Genomic DNA, 20,705 nt, shown 5'->3' on the forward strand with positions numbered 1-20,705 from the left:
GGTGATAGGAGTGTAAGGTTATGAGCGATAAAAAAGAAACAACACTTCAAATAGCTGGAATGACGTGTGCTGCCTGTGCAGTAAGAATAGAAAAAGGTCTCAAAAAAATAGATGGAGTAGAGGATGCAAGCGTGAATTTTGCTTTAGAAAAATCAAAAGTAACGTTTGACCCATCCAAATCAAGTGTTAACCAACTTAAAGATAAAGTGGAATCCTTAGGGTATAAAGTGGTTAGTGAAAAAGCGGAATTTGATATATCTGGTATGACATGCGCAGCATGTGCTAACAGGATTGAAAAACGTTTAAACAAAGTAGATGGAATACAAAATGCAACTGTAAACTTCGCCTTGGAATCAGCCCTTGTAGAATATAATCCTGATGAGGTTTCGGTCACGGATATGAAGGATGCCATTAAGAAATTGGGTTATCGATTAGAACAAAAGCAAGAAACTACAGGCGAAAAGGTTGATCATAGACAGAAGGAAATTGAGAAACAAACAGGTAAATTCATATTCTCTTCTATTTTGTCCATCCCTTTACTTTGGGCGATGGTCAGTCATTTTGAATTTACATCTTTTATTTGGCTACCAGAGATGTTCATGAATCCATGGGTGCAACTTGCACTAGCGACTCCTGTTCAATTTTTAGTTGGAGGTCAGTTTTACGTAGGCGCCTTTAAAGCACTAAGGAATAAAAGCGCAAACATGGATGTTTTAGTTGCACTTGGAACCTCTGCAGCCTATTTCTATAGTGTTTATTTAAGCATTTTGTCAATAGGGTCCGAAGCTCACATGGTTGAATTATATTTTGAAACAAGTGCTGTGCTAATTACATTAATAATATTAGGTAAGTTATTTGAAGCAAAAGCAAAAGGGCGTTCATCGGAGGCCATAAAAAAACTTATGGGTCTGCAAGCCAAAACAGCCACAGTTCTAAGAGACGGTCAAGAAATCAATTTACCCATCGAAGAGGTAATAGCTGGAGATATCGTTTATGTTAAACCAGGTGAAAAGGTACCTGTAGACGGAGAAATATTTGAAGGGAGATCTGCCCTGGATGAGTCAATGATTACAGGTGAAAGTATTCCTGTTGATAAGAAAGCAGGAGATTTAGTAATTGGCTCAACCATTAACAAAAACGGGTTTCTGAAGGTTAAGGCAACAAAGGTAGGAAAGGATACAGCCTTAGCTCAAATTATCAAAGTAGTCGAAGAAGCACAAGGATCAAAAGCGCCTATTCAACGCTTAGCCGATGTCATCTCAGGAATATTTGTCCCGATTGTAGTGGGGATAGCGATTATTACGTTTCTTGTGTGGTACTTTGCTGTAAGTCCGGGGGAGTTTGCAGTAGCTCTTGAAAAGTTAATTGCCGTATTAGTTATCGCCTGTCCATGTGCTCTAGGCCTAGCTACTCCTACGTCCATTATGGCAGGGTCAGGTCGAGCAGCTGAATATGGGATTTTATTTAAAGGCGGAGAACATCTTGAAACAACTCATCGGGTGGATACAGTGATTCTGGATAAAACGGGAACTGTAACAAAAGGAAAACCAACACTTACAGATGTTATTCTCTCAAATGGGTTTAAAGAAAAGGAATTTTTAAAGTTAGTCGGTACTGCAGAGAGAAATTCTGAACATCCGTTAGCTGAGGCGATTGTTGAGGGGATTAAAGAAAAAGGGATTGAACTAGGCAGCTCAGAACACTTCGAAGCCATTCCTGGCTTTGGAATCGAGTCTAAAGTTGAAACAAAATCCTTGCTTATCGGAACGCGCCGGCTTATGGAGAAAAACAACATTGATGTTGGAAACATATTAGCTAACATGGAAAACTTGGAAAAGCAAGGTAAGACCGCAATGCTAGTTGCAATTGATCATGAATTTGCCGGTGTGATTGCTGTTGCAGATACAATTAAAGATACTTCTCAAAAAGCGATTGAGAGGTTAAAAAATATGGGGCTCGAGGTTGTAATGATTACAGGAGATAACAAGCAGACAGCTCAAGCGATTGCAAATGAAGTAGGAATTGACCACGTTATAGCAGAAGTACTGCCTGAAGGAAAGGCAGAGGAAGTTAAAAAGCTTCAAAAGGATGGAAGGATAGTGGCAATGGTCGGTGATGGAATTAACGATGCTCCAGCGTTAGCTACTGCAGATATTGGCATGGCCATCGGTACAGGTACGGATGTAGCAATGGAGGCTGCTGATATTACCTTAATCAGAGGAGACTTAAATAGTATTGCCGATGCCATCTTTATGAGTAAAATGACGATTCGAAATATCAAGCAAAATTTATTTTGGGCCTTTGCTTATAATGCCATAGGAGTTCCAATTGCAGCACTAGGATTTCTGGCACCGTGGCTTGCAGGAGTAGCCATGGCATTCAGTTCAGTTTCAGTTGTTTTAAACGCACTCAGATTACAAAGGATTAAGTTGAAAGGATAATCTATCTATTTAAAAGAGAGGGTTTTTTCATGAAACAAAAAAACATGTTGACCTGGGCGATTTCCGCCATTGTGTATCTTGGATTAGTAATTGGCGGTTATTCCATATATGCAAGCTTGAACAGTAATAACGACCACTCGGATACCCATACGGCAAAAACAAAGGGTGCCGAGGATAAAGAATCTATTAATGAGCAATCACATATCGATAATCATACGAGCAAAAAAAGTGATGGTAAGGATTCAGGGCAATCAGATCATAAAGCTCATTCTGAAAGTGAAGTGGTCACAAATATAAAATATAAAGAAGGTTTAATTACCATTGATGTGAAGGATAAAAATCAAAATTCACCTAATTTAGAAATATCACATGAAAAGATTATGCATTTAATTTTTGTAAGTGCCGACTTAGAAAATTATTATCATTTACATCCTGAGGAAAAAGGAAATGGCGTTTATACTCTGAAATTCGACCTACCTGATAACTCTTATAAAGCATTTGTTGATATTAAACCCAAAAACCTTGCCTATCAGGTTAGTCCGGTAGGGCTGCGGGTAGGGAAAAGTCATAGTGAACATAAGGAAAACCCACTTAAGGTTGATACAAACTTAACAAAAACAATCAATGAAAAAACAGTTGAATTAACAACTACAGAGCTAGGAATAAACAAAGCAGTGACGTTAAGTTTTGATACGAAAGGGATTACTCCAGAGCCCTACCTGGGTGCTCTAGGGCATGTTGTTATTTTGGATGATAAGGGTGAGAAATTTGTTCATGTTCATCCTACATCAGAAGAAAAGGCACTATTTGAAACAAAGTTTGATAAACCTGGAATCTACAAAGTGTGGGGAGAATTTAAAATTGATGGCAAAGTCAATAGCTATCCATTTGTTATAGAGGTCAAATAAAAACGAAGAACAAAGGGGGATTTTTATGAACTTAGATGGGGTTAGTAAACATCTATTAATTTGCAACGGGAAAACATGCACGAAAAATGGAGCAGAAGAAGTAACAGAGACTATTAGGGAAGAATTGAAAAACTTAGAGCTGCAAAAGGAGATTCACACTACAAAAACATTATGTAATGGGCAATGCAAGCATGGTCCGATCGCTGTTCTATATCCACAAGGAACCTGGTATAAAGAAATGAATAAAACAAAAAGTGAAGAACTTATTCGTCAATTGAAAGAAAATGACACTGTTCATTTAGGCTCTGAACTTTATTACCATGATGGGATAACATTCAAGAACAATGAGAGTGAATGAACTGTAACATCTTATCTCAATATCTAAAAAGGCGTTTCTGTATAGCAGGGCGCTTTTTTACTGTAATTAATGTCGAGTGACAAATTTCAAATATAAAGTTATAAGGCTATTTATGTTATCCTGGGCATGCTCAAAACCGGCACCACGAATATAAATACGTGGTGTGGTCATTTCATGGAGGTGAGTGTATGCACAAATGCCGTTGTTGTCTGGGTGTAGGATGTTGTCGATATTAGAGTGGATCAGGTGTCCAATCGGTAGGAGAAGCTTACTAAATTCTATTAAGACAGGAGCCTGCATTACGAGCTCCCGTTACCTTGAGCTACTAATTAAGGAGTTGGTAAGGTGAATCTGGCCTGAATATTCCTTGAGGAGTATTATCTTTAATTGATTTAGCTGATGCTTATGGATACCTTACCGGCAACAACTTTAAATATAGGTTTGGATTAATGTTTAGTAGTGGTCCTATTAATAAAAGTTCATAAAAAATATTATTATCATCCCCTTGTTTCTAGGCTATAGTAGAATTTAATTCATAGACCTCAGTCAGCTAAGAGAAAATATCGATGGGGGATAAATAACATGTCGTTTATTAATTCAGCAGATGATTGGAAAGATCAATTTATAAACAAAGTAGAGGAATTGAGCATACCGGCTCAGTATTATTTGTTTCGTAATTTTTTAGAGCAAACTTTATGTTATTCAAATAATTTGAGCGACAAAACAAGATGGATTCTTTTGCACCTCTTAGAAGCCGAAGTGAAAACCTTGAAACAGCTTGGATATTGTACAATGCTTTTCTATCTTAAAAAATTTATATCATTGACTCATGAGCTACTTTATAAAAATATTTATTTACATAGATTGTATATAAAATTACAATAATCGACCATATCATATTTCCGGTAAAGGGTTGTTGATTGTATGTTAATGATAAAGAGAAACTTATTAAAAGAAAAAACAAAGTATAGGCAAGCATCATCCAAAAGCCCCGTTTTTTAAGCCTCATATATCCAAAAACAACAATCAAAGATGTTAGAGCTACTATCACCCTTATTAATTGCTCAGGGACATTTGATAATCCAAATCTTGTAGCTATACCTATCTGATTTGCATTAGGATCATAGAAAATAGATGTCAATAATAAAAAAATAGCACCTAAAATATAAAAATAACTAATTAAAGACACACCTAAAGGTCTTTTCATTAATAAATAACTCCTTCTAAATTAAGATTAAGAAATTCTAAACTGTTTTTTAAATTTGGATTTTATAAAACTTTTCTATTTGTTCTTTGGTAGAAATATTAATATAACTGTCTTTCACAACATAAAGGCAAGGGGAGATTTGAAATGAAAATATAGAGCTGCTTTACCTAATATGGTTTTCACAAGTGGACACTTACCAAGAACTTCTAACTAAATATATCCACCTATGATTATACAAAAAATTGAAATTTTATCCAACTTAGACCGAAATTTAATGCCGATTCACTTAATATTCATTTTTTTATCATGGGTTTTACCATTTCCTAGACTATTCTAATTTACTTAAAATATGCTAATGTTCAAACTTTCACAAATTGTTCACAACAGTAATGAAAACGCTTACGATTTTCAGTGTATAATATACATATCTTAACTGATTTCATAGTATTGCACCAATTATCATACAAATATTAATAAATAATTGAATAGACAGAAAGGAGATAATCAGATGATCTTGAAATCGTTGAAAAAAAAGGGCATAACGACCATCATTTATTATAAAGAAGGAGTATTAAAAACATGTAAGGGTCAATTGCATAAACTTAACCTTCATGAACAAACCCTTTCCTTAAAGGATGAAAATCAAAAGATTTTCTCTATTCGTTTATCTCGTATTATGGAAATATATTAACTTAATTACTTTCATTTAATTAATTAAAGTTACAATGTATTTATTAATCCTGAACCTCTAGTATTTTACTAGAGGTTCTTTTTATATATATAGAAAGCTAAAGGGTCATTTAGCTTTCCTGTAGTTAGTAATTTTTCAGTTTTGAAAAATAGGGCTCTTCATTTCCGGATTGATAAATATAGTTTTATTCTTTGTAGATGGCAGTATCCTTACTTGAAAAGACAGTCTCTTATATTTTTCCATGCTTCTTCACTATGGTTTACGAAATAAAATCTTGGCGAGATGTTTCATTCCAATCACTAATGTAGTTCGTGCAGTCTCTGTAATATTTCTGTAATAATGGATGTCCGATTATGATGAAACGGGAATTTCTCTAATAATTAACTTTCAAAGTATCGTTAAAATAAACGATACGGCAGAAGAAGCTTAAGTGTTTTATTAAACTTTAAAGTGGTAAATAGATAGTATGAAGCTAGTAGGGAGGTATTAAAATGAGAGTACTTGTAATAGGAACAGAGGATATGACGGGAGAGCACGTTATAAAACAGCTGGCAGACAGGCACCATAACCCGGTGGCACTAGTGGGATCTGAAAATAAAGTTGAAGAAATGGTTAAACTTGGAGCATCAGCAGTGGTCTCATTGGAAAGAAGGGAATTTTCCAGTGCTTTTTCGGACTGTGAAGCAGTAATCTACTTGAGTAGCGCCAGCCCCCGGACTGGGGAGGGAAAACCAATACTGGTTGACCATCAGTCAGTAATAGACTCAGTTGAGGCTGCTAAGAAACATGGGGTGAAGCGCTTTGTTCTCATGAGCGCCATGCGAGCAAATGAATTGGGAGATGCTAGTGCAATCCGTTTTAACGCAGAGGAGCTATTAAGACAGGAAAAGTTTACATATACGGTTATACGGACAAGCATGCCTGTGGACAAGCCGGGAATAGGTAAGGTAGAAGCTGGACTATCAATTGAGCATGACAAAGACGAGATCCCAAAAGAGGATATTGCTTCCGTATTGGTCGAAGCGCTGGATACTAAAGAAGTATTTAATAAAACGATCAATGTAACTTCTGGAGAAATTCTGATTCATGAAGCACTCCAAAGATTATAGACAGTTCGAATAACTTGCACAAAAAATAAGAAACAAAGGGTGATAAAATGTCCAAGTTGAAAAAATACCTTCCTACAGTTTTAAAAGGATCTGCCGTTTTAGGGACAGCTGTGGCCGCAGCGTACTTTTACCGTAAGGATGATACACAAAAACAACACTCAATCCTGAGGAATTTCCCCCTAATCGGTAGAATTAGATACATGACAGAGCAAATAGGACCTGAACTTAGGCAGTATTTATTTGAAAATAATAATGAAGGCACCCCTTTCTCAAGAAAGGAATTCGAGGATGTTGTAAAAGCAGGTAAATATAAGGAGCGTCTAATCGGATTTGGATCGGAACGTGACTTCAATGAAGCTGGATACTATATTCGTAATAGCATGTTTCCCAAACTCCGGGAAGAATTGAGAATAGATAATAGCCAAAAAATCAATACAAAGGTATATGAAGTAGTTGAAGAAGGACTATTGACCCGAAAGGAAAATCGGGAAGATAGACAAATAGAACCGTACTATTTACGTGACGAGGATGCTGTCATAATCGGAGGAGATACATGCCAGAATCCATTTAAATTAAAGGGACTCATAGGACAGTCTGCAATGAGCTACGGAGCACTCGGGGAGAATGCCATCACTGCACTGTCGGGAGGATTAGGCCTTGCAGGAGGAACATGGATGAATACCGGTGAAGGCGGTCTTTCCAAATACCATCTCTCCGGAAATCCCGACATCATCATGCAGATCGGTCCGGGACTGTTTGGAGTAAGGACACCAGGTGGGGAGTTCTCCTGGGAAGAATTCAAGAAGAAAAGTGAAATCGAGCAAGTAAAGGCATTTGAAATTAAGCTGGCACAAGGTGCCAAAATCAGAGGTGGGCATATTGAGGGGCAAAAAGTGACAGAAGAAATTGCCCAAATCCGCCTGGTAGAGCCTGGACGAACGATCAACAGCCCAAACCGGTTCTATGAATTCAAGAATTTTAATGAATTGTTCGAATTTGTGGAAAGGATGAGGGATGTAGGCGGAAAGCCAATCGGTATCAAAATTGTTGTGGGGGATCTTGATGCACTTGAGGAAATGGCGAAAACCATGAGAGATACAAGTAAAGGGCCGGATTTTATCACCGTGGATGGTGGAGAAGGTGGAACTGGGGCAACCTATCAGGAGCTTGCTGATGCAGTCGGACTGCCAATTATGTCAGCTTTGCCACTTGTAGATGAGATGTTAAAAAAATATGATGTACGTAACAGGGTCAAGCTGATTGCATCCGGCAAGCTGACTTCTCCAGATAAAGTGGCAGTCGCTTTAGCGATGGGGGCAGATTTGGTCAATATTGCCCGTGGTTTTATGATAAGCGTTGGCTGCATCATGGCTGAAATCTGCCATACAAACCACTGCCCCGCTGGCGTAGCCACAACTGATTCAAAGTTGCAGGAAGGGCTGGTTATTGAGGAAAAACAATACCGAGTCGCCAATTACGTGATTTCACTCCGCGAGGGGCTATTTAACCTTGCAGCTGCCGCAGGTATAGATACTCCGACCAAATTTGAACGAAAACACATCGTTCACAAGGATGAATGGGGAAGAGTTTCGCCTGTCCGGGACATCACCCTCACTCCCGAAAAAGTGGAGAAGTTAAGAAATAAGGAAAAAGTGGAGAAATAAAGGGTTGGGTTTAATGGATACTCCATATACCATATATAAGTTCTTTAATTTCTCCCGTAATATAACCCTGTTACAAAGAGGGATATCTTCGTTCCATTCTTGGGTCGATGACAGGTGAGGCAGATGTCGAAGTCAAGGAGAAGATTGCCGAAGCATTTGAACAGTTCGGTCAGGCAGCCGTCATGGATATGATCTTGAAAATGCTGCGGAATATGCAAAACAAGCGGCAAGCCGTTTAGAAAGCATGCTCAGCACCTAAGTTATATTCATTCTATTTTAAATCAATGAAGACTTTAGGCAAAAGGGTTCTATCTAAAAATTAAAATAAAGTTGATTGGAACGGAAGGTGGGAGATCCCGCAGGCGCAAAGGCGCCCAGGAGGCTCACGGACCGCCCGCGGAAAGCGAGTGTAGAAATCAACGTTCAAATTGTTAAACCGTAAAAAAAATGTAGACAAACACGACTTTCATCGAGTTTGTCTACAGTCTAAGGTAGGAGCACTTATATGCTCTTACCTTTTTTGAATAGTGCTCGTTTAAAAAAGGCAGGATCAGTTTATCTGGCTTTTTATAGTTAACATATATGTTCGTCATACTCGGTTTTCAAGTAATTTATCATCTTTTGTTTTTGGTGGGAATAATGAAAGCAATTAAAATAAAAGGAAAAGTCGTCAAAAAAAAGAGGATTTTTATCATCGAATCCATAGGAGTTTAAAAAATCCGAGATCGTTTTTTCTTGATCCACTAAGTCGAACAATCCGGATACATAAAAATGATAACTGAATTTATCATATAAAAAAAGGTATCCTGTATCATCAAAAATATTTTTCACTGTATGAGCATCCAATTCTAACTCACTCCTTCCTTATCAATATACCTTTTTATCGATGAAATTATTCAGTGCCCATCTTTCGGGAAATATTATTATATTTAATGCAGCGTGTTTTTTATACCTTCAATACATGAATAAATGGAGCAGAAGAATCGGGAACGAAAAAAGCACATCCAATAAGGATGTGCTTTCATAAAAGCATTATTTGTACATTTCGGCTACTTGCTTTTGCAATTCGCTATTATCAAGGTATTCATCATAACTCATTTGCTTATCGACTGTACCTTTTGGTGTAAGTTCAATGATCCGGTTCGCTACAGTTTGGATGAACTGATGGTCATGAGAAGAGAAGATCATAGATCCTTTAAAGCTGATCAAACCGTTGTTCAATGCCGTAATCGACTCTAAGTCCAGATGGTTGGTAGGTTCATCAAGCATTAGGACGTTCGAACCGCTTAACATCATTTTGGAAAGCATGCAGCGGACTTTTTCGCCCCCTGAAAGTACGCTTGCCTTTTTCGTTACTTCATCGCCAGAAAATAGCATTCTGCCTAAGAAACCGCGCAGGAAGCTTTCGCTCTGGTCATTAGGAGAATATTGACGGAGCCAATCGACAAGATTTAAATCGACACCTTCAAAGAATTCAGCATTATCCTTAGGGAAGTATGCCTGGGATGTCGTAACGCCCCATTTGAATGAGCCGCTATCCGGTTCAATTTCACCTGCCAAGATTTTGAACATTGTTGTTTTAGCAATCTCATCTTTACCGACAAATGCAATCTTGTCGCCTTTATTCATCGTGAAGCTGACGTTATCCAATATTTTTACACCATCGATCGTTTTCGAGAGTCCGTCTACACGAAGCAAGTCGTTCCCGATTTCACGATCAGGTGTAAAGCCGACATATGGATACCGGCGCGAAGAAGGCTCGATGTCATCCAAGCTGATTTTATCCAATAATTTCTTACGGGATGTCGCCTGGCTCGATTTCGATGCATTGGCACTGAAGCGCGCGATGAAATTTTGTAGCTCTTTGATTTTTTCTTCCTTTTTCTTATTGGCATCTTGAGTCAGTTTAAGGGCAAGCTGGCTTGATTCATACCAGAAGTCATAGTTCCCGATATAAATTTTGATTTTACCGAAATCAAGATCCGCGATATGTGTACAAACTTTGTTTAGGAAGTAACGGTCATGGGAAACTACGATAACAGTGTTTTCAAAGTTGATCAAGAACTCTTCCAGCCATTTGATCGCTTTTAGGTCCAAGTGGTTGGTAGGCTCATCCAGTAATAGAACATCCGGTTTACCGAATAGTGCCTGGGCAAGCAATACTTTAACTTTGTCGCCACCAGTTAACTCAGCCATTTTCTTTGTATGCAGGTCTTCTGCAATGCCAAGGCCTTTTAAGAGGATTGAAGCTTCAGGTTCGGCTTCCCATCCGTTTAATTCGGCAAATTCACCTTCAAGTTCGGCCGCTTTCATTCCGTCTTCATCCGTGAAGTTTTCCTTCATATAGATGGCATCTTTTTCTTGCATGACTTCATATAATCTTTCATGTCCCATAATGACAACTTTAAGGACTTCTTCCTCTTCATAAGCGAAGTGATCTTGTTTTAGAACGGCAAGGCGTTCGCCAGGCCCCATATGGACATCGCCGGATTGCGCTTCAATTTCACCTGAAAGGATTTTTAAGAAAGTGGATTTACCCGCACCATTCGCCCCAATCAGGCCATAGCAGTTACCAGGCGTGAACTTTATATTAACATCTTCAAACAGTTTACGATCGCCATAGCGTAAACCAACATTATTTACTGTAATCATTTATTTACATTCCTCCAAAATACTTTTGTTTCAACGTGTCCAACACTTTGTTTCATTAGTTATACGCTGATTCATACAAACAGCAGTTTCCAATAATTTTTAAATGCCGTTCGTTAAATTGTATCTTATTTCTTATGAAAATTAAAGGCAGATTAGCAAAAACAAACGTTTATAGGCAAAAATTACACAAGGATTAAATTTTATTTTAAAATTGTAACGTATTAAAGTATGTTTTATTTTTTTAACAAAAATAATTATAGGTATAAAGACTCATTACGCATCAACCTTTTAATTGGTAATATAGGTAACTGTAACTAACACGACAGGAGGATCATAAATGAGTGATTCAGTAGGTTTTTGGAAACGTTTTTTAGCAGGATTATTGGATGGCATAATAGTATCTTTACCATTAGCGATAATTTTCGGGTTGATTACTGGAGATTGGGAAAATGAAAACTACTCAACGTTCTTCGACTTTCTTTACATGCTGCTTGTCCCGATATTATGGTATGGCTATACAGTAGGTAAACGGATTATGGGAATACGCATAGTTAGGATGGACGGCAAAAAATTAGGAATCGGCACAATGCTATTGAGGTATTTAGTTGCTGCTTTGGTTTATGCCATTACATTGGGGATAGGGTTTATTGTTAGTGCATTCATGGTCGGCCTAAGGAAAGACAATAGAGCGATACATGATTTCATAGCTGGTACATACGTGACATCAAATAGACCATGATTCATTGATAAGAGTTTAATAGCTGTTTCAGACTGTAGGCAAACTTGGAGGATCAAGTTTGTCTATAGTTCTTTGAGGGTTTGTAAAAATTCTAACGTTGATTGGAACGGAGGGCACTCGCTTGTACGAACTTTTCTAAGCGGGGGTCTCCAATCAACTTTGTTTAACATTTAAATAGCCATCCTTTTGAAAAGCAGCTAATAGCTGCTTTTTTTCTGCGTAATTACATATTCAAACCGACATGATTTTTTCAGGAACCCTACAGGGTATCTTTATCAAATATGACGGGGATGAATGCTTTATAGGGGCTATTTTTAAGAAATATTATATTGGAAACCACGATAGAATATTTATTCATTAAAACAGTGGCAGTTAGGAAGCAAAAAGCACTTCACCTATATGGTCAAGTGCTTTGGTTATTCAAAACCTCTTTATTTTGATTGATGATGATTTTATTTCTTAAGATCATTTCCTTATTATTAAGTCCAACATTCAGTTCTTTGGTATTATTCACCTTTTCCAGCAGTGACACTACAGATATTTCCAATAGTTCGGAGATAGGCATGTTTGTTTTGGAAGATAAGATTTCAAGTTCATGGATTAGTTTAGGGGATAGCATTGGCTGTCTTTCATTTTTTTCCATGAGAGTACCCACTTTCTTAAAAAAATTATTTAATTGTAATGTAAGTATATAATGGGAGTTTCCACTAAAAATATTAAATTAGCGTTATTTATGTTAAGAGATGATGACAATTGTAGAGGAAAGGTTTAATCGAGTTCTTTATCCTAATGGAAGTGCTGGGTCATTCCAGAGAATCATGAGGGCCATACATTACTGAGGCCAAGAGGCTTGATTAGTTATAGCCGTAGGAGAAACATTAAAATATTTTTAGTCAGACCCTATCTGAAAAAATGTATCTTGAAGTAAATTCCTTTCCGAATAAAGGTATGTCATCCCCTGCAGTCCATTGGGATATCCCAATCCAACATACCCATGATGATGCCTAACGCCCGGTCGCAGCTATACCCGCCCAAATTGTATCTTTCTATGTTGTCCGCCCCTTTTACCTGGGCCACCTTTATTTGATTGAATTCCTTTTCAGTGAACTGCTTTCATGGATAAGAAAAAGTCAATTAAAGCGTGCATCACAGACATAACTACGCTAATGATTAATCCAATGGCGTCAAAGTGCCTGAATTAATCCTTTCCTAATATATAAATAAAATGACAAGTAAGACGGGGGGATGGTTGTCCCTAATTCATGCAATATCAGGGTTTGCCTATTTGCTAGCAATGGAAACTGCTGTGCAATCTTATAGGAGCTTTGATAGGGGAGGGGGCATTTGTTTTTTGATATACATAAATTCATTGCATATCATTATGTATAAAGAGGATAGTATAATGGTCATTAACTAATTGCATCGGATCATGTGATATCCAACTGATGAAATGGAAATAAACTTCCCATTCCCAGAATGGTAAAAAAAGCATTCAATGATTTTCCTACTGGAAGTTTGAATGTTCCTTCATCAATCAACATATTATAGCAAAATCCAATCTGGAATTATTAGCGCATTCTACAAATTATATGAAGTATCAGGGAAGGTAAAATTTCAACTATATAATTCTATGTCTCCAGATTTGTCAACCATTGGCTTTTCTGATAGTATAAATGTCCATTTCGTCTTAGCATCGGCATTTTAAAGAGTATGATAACTAAATAAGGAAGGGGAGGTGGTTTCATTGGGTAATCACCCTGATTTTGAACAGGAACGGCAGCGGCTGGATTTTACGAAACGTTATATCGATGTTGTCATCAAAACATCAGAAACAAGCAAAGATCAGTTTCAGCGGAATATGCAAGAAGCTTTTGGCGATGCCGATTGGTCTGAATCGGGCTTATATTCACAGTTACTGACGACGGCCAACTTTTTTGAGATGTCCAAAACCGAACTTGAAAGTTTACGCAAAGCAAGTAAAAAGCCCTATTTTGCAAGAGTGGATTTTGAAAGGAATGACGGTGATAGAGGCGAAGTCCTTTATTTCGGAAAAACATCGCTTTATCAGAGGGAAAGCCAGGAGCAGATCATCGTCGATTGGCGATCGCCGATTGCAAACCTCTATTATGAAGGACGGATTGGTGAAATAGAATATGAAGCCGAAGGAGAGACATTCAGCGGGAATATCACTTTAAAAAGACAGCTAATGATCGAAGAAGGTGTCTTGGAGGAGATAAGGGACATTGATTTGACAACAACGGATGAATTATTGCAAGAATCCCTTTCCAAAAGTTCCAGCAATCGACTGACAGATATCATTACCACGATCCAGGAAGAACAAAATAAAATCATTCGTGCGGATTTGAATAAACCTATCATTGTCCAAGGCGCAGCGGGCAGTGGTAAAACTACAATTGCTTTACATAGGATCTCTTATTTCATTTATCACTATAAAGACCTGTTCGATCCGCGCCAATTAATGATCCTTGCTCCGAGCCGGGTTTTCATTGATTACATATCTGAAGCTTTACCTGAATTGGGTGTGGAAAAGGTAAAACAATTCACATTTTCCGAATATGTTCAGGCAGCGATAGGAAAGCAGGTGAAGCTTGTAGCGGATGATAAATTAACTCGATTGCTGGAAAAGGATGATGAAGAAATTAATTCAGCCGTCTGGATATCAGGTCTGAAGGGCTCCCCTGTCTTTAAATATATATTGGACGAATATGTAAAGGATATTTTCAGGGGTTTCCATCCTAATGCTGATTTTTATTGTGATAAATATCGCCTCTATTCCGCTAAGAAGTTCATTAGATTATTGGAAGAGGATTATTGGTATTTACCATTATACAGCAGGCTGGACAAACTGAAGGCCATTTTACAAAATGAAGTGAAATTGAAAAAGAAAATAATGCTTGAACGTGTTGTTGATCTTTATGATGCCAAAATTGAGAAAGCTCTCTATAGAAATATTGATCCAGTCATTCGTAAGGATTTTGTTACAAAATGCCTCGATAAAAAGGAGGAAAGGATTGGTCAGATCCAAAAGGCGATCCGTACTTCCGTAAAAGGGTATTTTAAGCAATTCAAAAGTAAAGATCTCCTGGATTACTATAAGGGGTTATACGAAGATCCGGAGCGTCTTGCCTTTTACAGCAACGGTAAACTCACTGTTGAAGATGCCAGTGTATTATGTGAGTATAATCATAAATTATTTTCTGTTAAAAGTTACGAGCTGGAGGACTTAGGAGCATTATTATATCTACAGGAGCGGCTTTTTGGTGTCGATAAAGAAAACAAAGCAAAAAATGTCGTCATTGATGAGGCACAGGATTACAGCTTCATGCAGTTACAGGCACTAAAGACGGCAGTGGATACCGATATGTTCACACTTGTAGGCGATCTTGCACAAGGCATCCATTCATACCGCGGACTTCAAACATGGGAAGAGGTTCACAGTCGTATTTTCCCTCGGGCAACGTATACTGAATTACAAAAAAGCTACAGAACTACTGTTGAAATAATGAAACAAGCTAATGAAATACTTCAGTTGTTAACATATGATTTCCCGGAAGTTGAACCTGTAGTCCGTCATGGCAAAGATCCAGAATTCATTTCCATTGAAAAGGAAGGTTGGGAAGAAGAACTTATCGAACTTATTGCAAGCCTTAAAGAAGAAGGATTTAAAACGTTTGCCGTTATTGCTAAAACGATGAAAGATTGCAAACTGGCAAACGAGAAACTAAAGGGATTCCATCAAGGCTTTCATTTAATAGATGAAGCTGGAAACATCCCTAAGGATAAAACGTTGATTGTTCCTTCCTATCAAGCCAAAGGTCTCGAATTCGATGTCGTTTTTGCAATATCCCTGGAAGAAGCGTATTGCCATGGAAATGAACTTGACATCAAATTGCTGTACGTAACAATGACAAGGCCATTGCACAGGCTTTACTTTTTAGGTCATGAGAAAAATGCATTCCTTATCGAGACATGAAAGAGAGGGTGGAGTGTAACCACCCTCTTCGGGATACGCTTACAAATGCAAAAGGATATCCTGAATATCTTCCCACCCGAAACCGACTTCGATGAGCTCGATGCCTGCCATTTTAACGGTTTTTTCAGCTATCACTTGACCGCCAAGGGCTTTGTAAAAACCGCATGAAGGATTATCCTTTAATGCCCAGATTATTAAATTCTTATGTCCCATTTCAATAAGCTCAAGTATGACCGCTTTTATCATTTTTCGGCCGATGCCCTGTCGTTGATATTCTTTTAAAAAATAAATGGCATATACTTCACCTTGAATATGCGGATCATTCGTTTGTTCAGGCCCGCCGGCAGCGAAACCGATAATTTCCCCATTGGCGTTTTCCGCTACAAAGGTGGCATTATGCAGCATCTTTAAATTTCTTAGCCAGTTTTTCTTTTTGGCTTCCAGATTCATGGAGGACAAATATTGGTCCGGGAGAATTCCTTTATAAGTCGTTTTCCAGCTGTTAATATGGACATTTGCTATTCCAATTACATCTTTTTCTTTTGCTTTCCTTATCTTCATGAAAACACCTTCTGATTTTCGTATTTTTCCCTAGAATATCATGGAAAAAGTGAATAAGCATTTTATTTATGTTTAAAACTGCATGAAAAAGGATAAGAAATAAAAGAGTGATTCAACCAGATGAGGGGAAGGATGAGAAAGATGAAATTGAAAGTTAGTTTTTATTTTCCGGGTGGCAAAGAGCTAGAGCATGAGGTTGAAGGCGATGACTCAACTCAAATGATTTCTAATATTCAAAAGCACCGCTATTATAATTTAGTTAAAGGCGATTGCCATTATGTCGTAGATACGGAAAAAGCAGCTTATTTTTCAGTAACGGAAATATTGGATTGAGAATAAACCGCATTGGACTTTTGTTCCATTGCGGTTTATTCTTTTTGTTGTAAGGAAACCGGAAAAGGAGTATCGACATGAAAATCAATTTTACCAAGAAACAGTATGAGACATTATTCAAAATGGTTCAGTACGGATATTGGGTTGCTTCCGATACTGAAAATAATAAAGAGTTCAGTGAAGTGGAACAGTATCTCAATTCCTTTGCCAAAGATTTCGGCATGGAAGGTGTCCAGTTTGTGAAGGAATATGAAATTTATGATATAAGCAGGGAATTGGAGGAGCAACTTCATGAAGTCATAAATGAGTATGAAGAAGGAGTGTTCAGGGATAAGCTTGCTTACCATTTGGCTAGAAAAGAGTTTGCCGAGGAGTCGGAAAAACATGAATACAATCAGGAGGAAGCGTTTAAACGTATCATGGAGCTTGAAGAAAAATATCATCTTCATATTGAAGAACACGGATTAGTGAAATTGAAAATTGAAGAATAAAAAGAGAGAGGACATAATTTGTCCTCTCTTCAGACTATAGACAAACTCGATGTAAAATCAAGTTTGTCTCAGTTTTTATATGGGTTTATTTATAAAATCCTGAACGTCGATTTCCACTCCAGGTACTCGCTTTCCGCGGGCGGTCCGGGAGCCTCCTCGGCGCCTTGCGCCTGCGGGGTCTCCCCTCGACGCACTTTTCCCTCAGGAGTCTCGCACCTTCCGTTCCAACCAACTTTGTTTTGAAATTAGGTAAAGCCCTTTTTGTCTACAAACTCGAGAGAGGACTTAATTTGTCCCCTCTCTTCTCATGAGAAGTCATGGTTTCCTTGTTCATCACGAATGTCTTCAACCACTACGCAAAGGTTTTATACACCAAGATTATGGCCTAATTTTTCAACTGTGTATTGGTAAAATGCAATTAAGTCATTTTGTGACGCAAAACCTGCTTGTGCAGTCTGTTCGTTTCCTCCGCCTTTCCCGTTATAAGAACCGAGTTCGGCCCTGAAATATTGTCCACAGTGAAAGGGCATGGCCCCACTGTGCGAAAGGATGACCTTTTGCTCCTTACGTGATGCTAATAATACGGTAACCTTTTCCTTTTTTACAATCGTACCTGCAAGGTAAAGCAGTTCCTTCATTGATCTATCTTCGAAAATATGAGAGATGAATCCCCCTGCATTTTCTGCAAGCATGGAGTCAGCAAGAAAATTTGCATTTTCAAGTTTTAAGTTTTCATTAGCCGATAGTAACTGCTTATAGTCATTCTCCAGTTTCTCCACCCTATTCAGAATCTCTGTACGTCCGGTATTGAACTTATTCGATAATGCTGAAAGAATTCCTAGACTTTCGGAATAATCGTTCAATGCCCTGAAGCCGCACTTAAAATAGAGACGGGTATGCTCTTTCTGCTTTTCCGTTTTGAAAATTTTTATTAAGCCAATCTCACCTGTACGCTCTACATGGGTTCCACCGCAAGGGTTATATTCAATCCCTTCAATCTCAACAATACGGATATTCTCTGAAACTTTAGGCATTTTGACGACAGGAAGAGTTTGCAATTGCTCGTTTGTCACGTAATAGATAAGTATTTCGCGATTCTCGATGATATATTGATTAACTAGCTTTTCAGCAGCAGCCGTATGTTCTTCAGTCCATTGAACTCCTGATATTATATCGATCGTTACATATTCGTTTCCAAGGTGAAAGCTGACCGTATTAGAGTCGAACAGTTCCCTGCAGACAGCAGAGAGTAGATGCTGGCCGCTATGCTGTTGCATATGATCGAAGCGACGGGACCAATCAAGTTCACAGTGGACGATTTCTGAATCTGGCCTTTTCTCCGTCTTATGCAGAATCATTCCATCATTGCCTTTTTTAACGTCAAGAACGGTGATTCCTTCTATTAAACCAGTATCTGCAGGCTGACCGCCCCCTTCGGGATAAAAAGCGGTTTCTTCAAGAGTGATGTAATAAAAGCCATCTTTTTCAAAACTCTCCTGAATTTTGGTATCCCATTGGGAAGTCTTTGTGGATGTGTAATACAATTTTTTTGTCATGAATGATTTCTTTTTCCTTTCTGTTGATCATTAAATTATATCATCGAAATACCTGAGTATGAAATTGCGGATTTAGAAGAATAAGTCAGGTAAATAAGTAAACTTTATGACAAATTTTAAATAAATTGTGCAAGATGGCAATATTCTATTTATCAGACTAACCCTTATGATGTAAAATATTCCTGAAAGCATATACTTTAGACCTAATAAAAATGAATTAAACGTATTTTTATAGTCAAAAAGTCATTGTTTAAATTGTTGGGAGTAGGATGACCGTAGGGTCGTTTAGGTGGAAAGGGTTAAGTGATAAGAAGTGAATCTTGTAAATATGGAAAAATACAAAAATAGCTTATTTGGGAATATAAAAAACAAACTATCTGATTGGTTAGAGCTGGATGAAGGGGAGACCATTCCTGCCCAAGAAATATTCCGTTTTCTGCATTCAATCAAAGGAACGGCTGGTACCCTGCAATTGTGTGGACTTATGGCCATCACCGAACAGCTATTGGAAGGGATGGATGAAGATAGTGAGCAGGTTTGGAATCGGACGGAACTTAGGAATTTCCTTTTTGAGCTCATTGAACATACATATGAATATGAGCATTTTGATGAAGTTGAAATAAAAGCAAAACCTGTCCGGGATTCACAAGCCCCGCTCATCCAGATCATTGATGATGATATTTCCATGTTGATTTTATTGAAAGATCTATTGGAGGATAAGGGATGGATGGTCATAACGAACGCCGACCCTGTCAAAGCGACAAATCAATACTTTGAAATGCAGCCGGATTGCCTAATTCTTGATATTCAGTTACCTGCAAAGGATGGTTTTCAAATCCTTCAGGAGATTCATCTACATAACGAGAAATATTTCATACCGAAGATTATGATCAGCATTCAGAACGATAAAGATTCCCGGATAAAAGCATTCAAGATGGGTGCGGATGATTTTATTGGTAAGCCGATTGATATCGATGAGTTTATTGTAAAGATGGAAAGGCATATACAGCGGAAGAAAATCTTTGATCAATCGGTGCTTATTGATGAGTTGACACAGGTATATAATAGAAGATTCCTAGAAGATACACTGCCACGCTATTTTAATGATTATAAGCGGTCAGGGCGTCATTTTTCGATAAGCATCATTGATCTAGATCACTTTAAAAGGGTGAATGATCAATATGGACATTCGGTGGGCGACTTTGTACTGGCTGAGTTTGCCCGATTCATGAAAAGCAATATAAAGAATTCGGACTTGATTTGCCGGTATGGAGGGGAAGAATTCGTCATTATTTTCCCCGATACATCGAATGATGAAGCTAAACACAAGTTAACAAAGTTAATCAAGGACTTTTCTGCAAAGAAATTCAACCAGAATGGTCACACATTTTCGGTTACATTTTCTGCGGGTGTTTTTACGGTTGATAATGAAGATGTTACGCCCAAGAAGGCATTGGAGGAAGCCGACACTTCTTTATATGAAGCGAAACGCTCAGGTCGCGGAAGAGTTGGAAGCATGCAAATAGCGGGAAATAACAAGAAATCCCTCAATGTGTCTGTTATCGATGATGATTTCATTATCCGGACCATCTTAACTAAAGCCTTGCATTCGCTTCAAATTCCGCATTTTGATTTGAATATCGCTGTATATGAAGATGGTCCATCATTTTTGAAATCCAATCGAGCAAAAGAAGATGTAGGGCATTTTTTAATCCTGGATGGAGTGATGCCCATCATGGATGGAATTGAAGTGCTGCAAAATGTGAAACAAAGCAATAATGCTGAGTTTTTCACCGTTTTAATGCTAACTGGAAGGAAAAGTACAAATGATATTGCAAATGCTTTGAAACTTGGTGCAGATGATTATGTAACGAAACCATTTAGCATTAGGGAACTTCAGGCTAGAATAGAGCGTCTATTGACGAAGTTAATTTAACTGGGCAAGGGGATTTTACGGTCATGTATAGCGATGGAATTCCATCTGCAAAATGGTGCATGAAC

General features: G+C 37.9%; 17 protein-coding genes. 12 read left to right on the forward strand and 5 right to left on the reverse strand.

The genetic code is table 11. The annotated features are described in order from the left end of the window. The first annotated feature begins 20 nt into the window (after positions 1-20). Genes N0M92_RS14530 through N0M92_RS14540 form a run of 3 tightly spaced genes read left to right on the forward strand, consistent with a single transcriptional unit; the run spans position 21 to position 3,707 of the window. Positions 21-2,441 (forward strand): heavy metal translocating P-type ATPase, encoded by a 2,421-nt coding sequence (locus tag N0M92_RS14530; protein ID WP_260286424.1) that lies wholly within the window; start codon positions 21-23, stop codon positions 2,439-2,441. Between the two features lie 29 nt (positions 2,442-2,470). Further along, complete coding sequence (locus N0M92_RS14535; RefSeq protein WP_260286425.1) at positions 2,471-3,349, forward strand: hypothetical protein; 879 nt, start codon at positions 2,471-2,473, stop codon at positions 3,347-3,349. 25 nt (positions 3,350-3,374) lie between these two features. Continuing rightward, positions 3,375-3,707: a (2Fe-2S) ferredoxin domain-containing protein gene (locus tag N0M92_RS14540; RefSeq protein ID WP_260286426.1), complete on the forward strand. Its 333-nt coding sequence runs from the start codon at positions 3,375-3,377 to the stop codon at positions 3,705-3,707. Positions 3,708-4,521: 814 nt separating this feature from the next. On the opposite strand, the gene N0M92_RS14545 is transcribed toward N0M92_RS14540, so the two are convergent. Continuing rightward, complete coding sequence (locus N0M92_RS14545) at positions 4,522-4,914, reverse strand: hypothetical protein (protein WP_260286427.1); 393 nt, start codon at positions 4,912-4,914, stop codon at positions 4,522-4,524. A gap of 508 nt (positions 4,915-5,422) precedes the next feature. Here N0M92_RS14545 and N0M92_RS14550 point away from each other — a divergent pair. From N0M92_RS14550 to N0M92_RS14565, 4 genes are all read left to right on the forward strand, one after another. Beyond that, the gene (locus tag N0M92_RS14550; RefSeq protein WP_076369858.1) at positions 5,423-5,605 is read left to right on the forward strand and encodes a YolD-like family protein; all 183 of its coding nucleotides are present in this window, start codon (positions 5,423-5,425) and stop codon (positions 5,603-5,605) included. 491 nt (positions 5,606-6,096) lie between these two features. Beyond that, positions 6,097-6,714 carry an NAD(P)H-binding protein gene (locus tag N0M92_RS14555; RefSeq protein ID WP_260286428.1) on the forward strand — a complete coding sequence of 206 codons (618 nt, stop codon included), beginning with the start codon at positions 6,097-6,099 and terminating at the stop codon, positions 6,712-6,714. Between the two features lie 47 nt (positions 6,715-6,761). Then, the gene (locus tag N0M92_RS14560) at positions 6,762-8,378 is read left to right on the forward strand and encodes an FMN-binding glutamate synthase family protein (protein ID WP_260286429.1); all 1,617 of its coding nucleotides are present in this window, start codon (positions 6,762-6,764) and stop codon (positions 8,376-8,378) included. Positions 8,379-8,485: 107 nt separating this feature from the next. Then, positions 8,486-8,617 carry a hypothetical protein gene (locus N0M92_RS14565; RefSeq protein WP_260286430.1) on the forward strand — a complete coding sequence of 44 codons (132 nt, stop codon included), beginning with the start codon at positions 8,486-8,488 and terminating at the stop codon, positions 8,615-8,617. Between the two features lie 793 nt (positions 8,618-9,410). On the opposite strand, the gene N0M92_RS14570 is transcribed toward N0M92_RS14565, so the two are convergent. Next, a complete protein-coding gene (locus N0M92_RS14570; RefSeq protein WP_260286431.1) occupies positions 9,411-11,030 on the reverse strand; it encodes an ABC-F family ATP-binding cassette domain-containing protein in 1,620 nt (539 codons plus the stop codon). A gap of 337 nt (positions 11,031-11,367) precedes the next feature. Between N0M92_RS14570 and N0M92_RS14575 the strand changes: the two genes are divergently transcribed. Continuing rightward, on the forward strand, positions 11,368-11,769 hold the full coding sequence (locus N0M92_RS14575; RefSeq protein ID WP_260286432.1) for an RDD family protein: 402 nt from the start codon (positions 11,368-11,370) through the stop codon (positions 11,767-11,769). Between the two features lie 403 nt (positions 11,770-12,172). On the opposite strand, the gene N0M92_RS14580 is transcribed toward N0M92_RS14575, so the two are convergent. After that, a complete protein-coding gene (locus N0M92_RS14580; RefSeq protein WP_260286433.1) occupies positions 12,173-12,412 on the reverse strand; it encodes a hypothetical protein in 240 nt (79 codons plus the stop codon). A 1,101-nt stretch (positions 12,413-13,513) separates the two neighbouring features. Between N0M92_RS14580 and N0M92_RS14585 the strand changes: the two genes are divergently transcribed. Beyond that, on the forward strand, positions 13,514-15,763 hold the full coding sequence (locus N0M92_RS14585; protein ID WP_397443857.1) for a HelD family protein: 2,250 nt from the start codon (positions 13,514-13,516) through the stop codon (positions 15,761-15,763). 39 nt (positions 15,764-15,802) lie between these two features. Here N0M92_RS14585 and N0M92_RS14590 read toward each other — a convergent pair whose 3' ends face one another. Then, positions 15,803-16,324, reverse strand: coding sequence for a GNAT family N-acetyltransferase (locus N0M92_RS14590; RefSeq protein WP_260286435.1), 522 nt, complete (start codon positions 16,322-16,324; stop codon positions 15,803-15,805). A gap of 141 nt (positions 16,325-16,465) precedes the next feature. Between N0M92_RS14590 and N0M92_RS14595 the strand changes: the two genes are divergently transcribed. Together N0M92_RS14595 and N0M92_RS14600 are read left to right on the forward strand one after the other, a co-directional pair. Further along, a complete protein-coding gene (locus N0M92_RS14595; protein ID WP_098369411.1) occupies positions 16,466-16,657 on the forward strand; it encodes a hypothetical protein in 192 nt (63 codons plus the stop codon). Between the two features lie 77 nt (positions 16,658-16,734). Further along, on the forward strand, positions 16,735-17,148 hold the full coding sequence (locus N0M92_RS14600) for a hypothetical protein (protein ID WP_260286436.1): 414 nt from the start codon (positions 16,735-16,737) through the stop codon (positions 17,146-17,148). 365 nt (positions 17,149-17,513) lie between these two features. On the opposite strand, the gene N0M92_RS14605 is transcribed toward N0M92_RS14600, so the two are convergent. Then, positions 17,514-18,704, reverse strand: coding sequence for an alanyl-tRNA editing protein (locus N0M92_RS14605; RefSeq protein ID WP_260286437.1), 1,191 nt, complete (start codon positions 18,702-18,704; stop codon positions 17,514-17,516). A 313-nt stretch (positions 18,705-19,017) separates the two neighbouring features. On the opposite strand from N0M92_RS14605, the gene N0M92_RS14610 reads away from it, so the two are divergent. After that, positions 19,018-20,640, forward strand: a complete 1,623-nt coding sequence (locus N0M92_RS14610; RefSeq protein WP_260286438.1) for a GGDEF domain-containing response regulator — start codon at positions 19,018-19,020, stop codon at positions 20,638-20,640. Positions 20,641-20,705 lie beyond the last annotated feature (65 nt).

This window comes from Peribacillus aracenensis (genome assembly GCF_025175645.1).
Classification (GTDB): domain Bacteria; phylum Bacillota; class Bacilli; order Bacillales; family DSM-1321; genus Peribacillus; species Peribacillus aracenensis.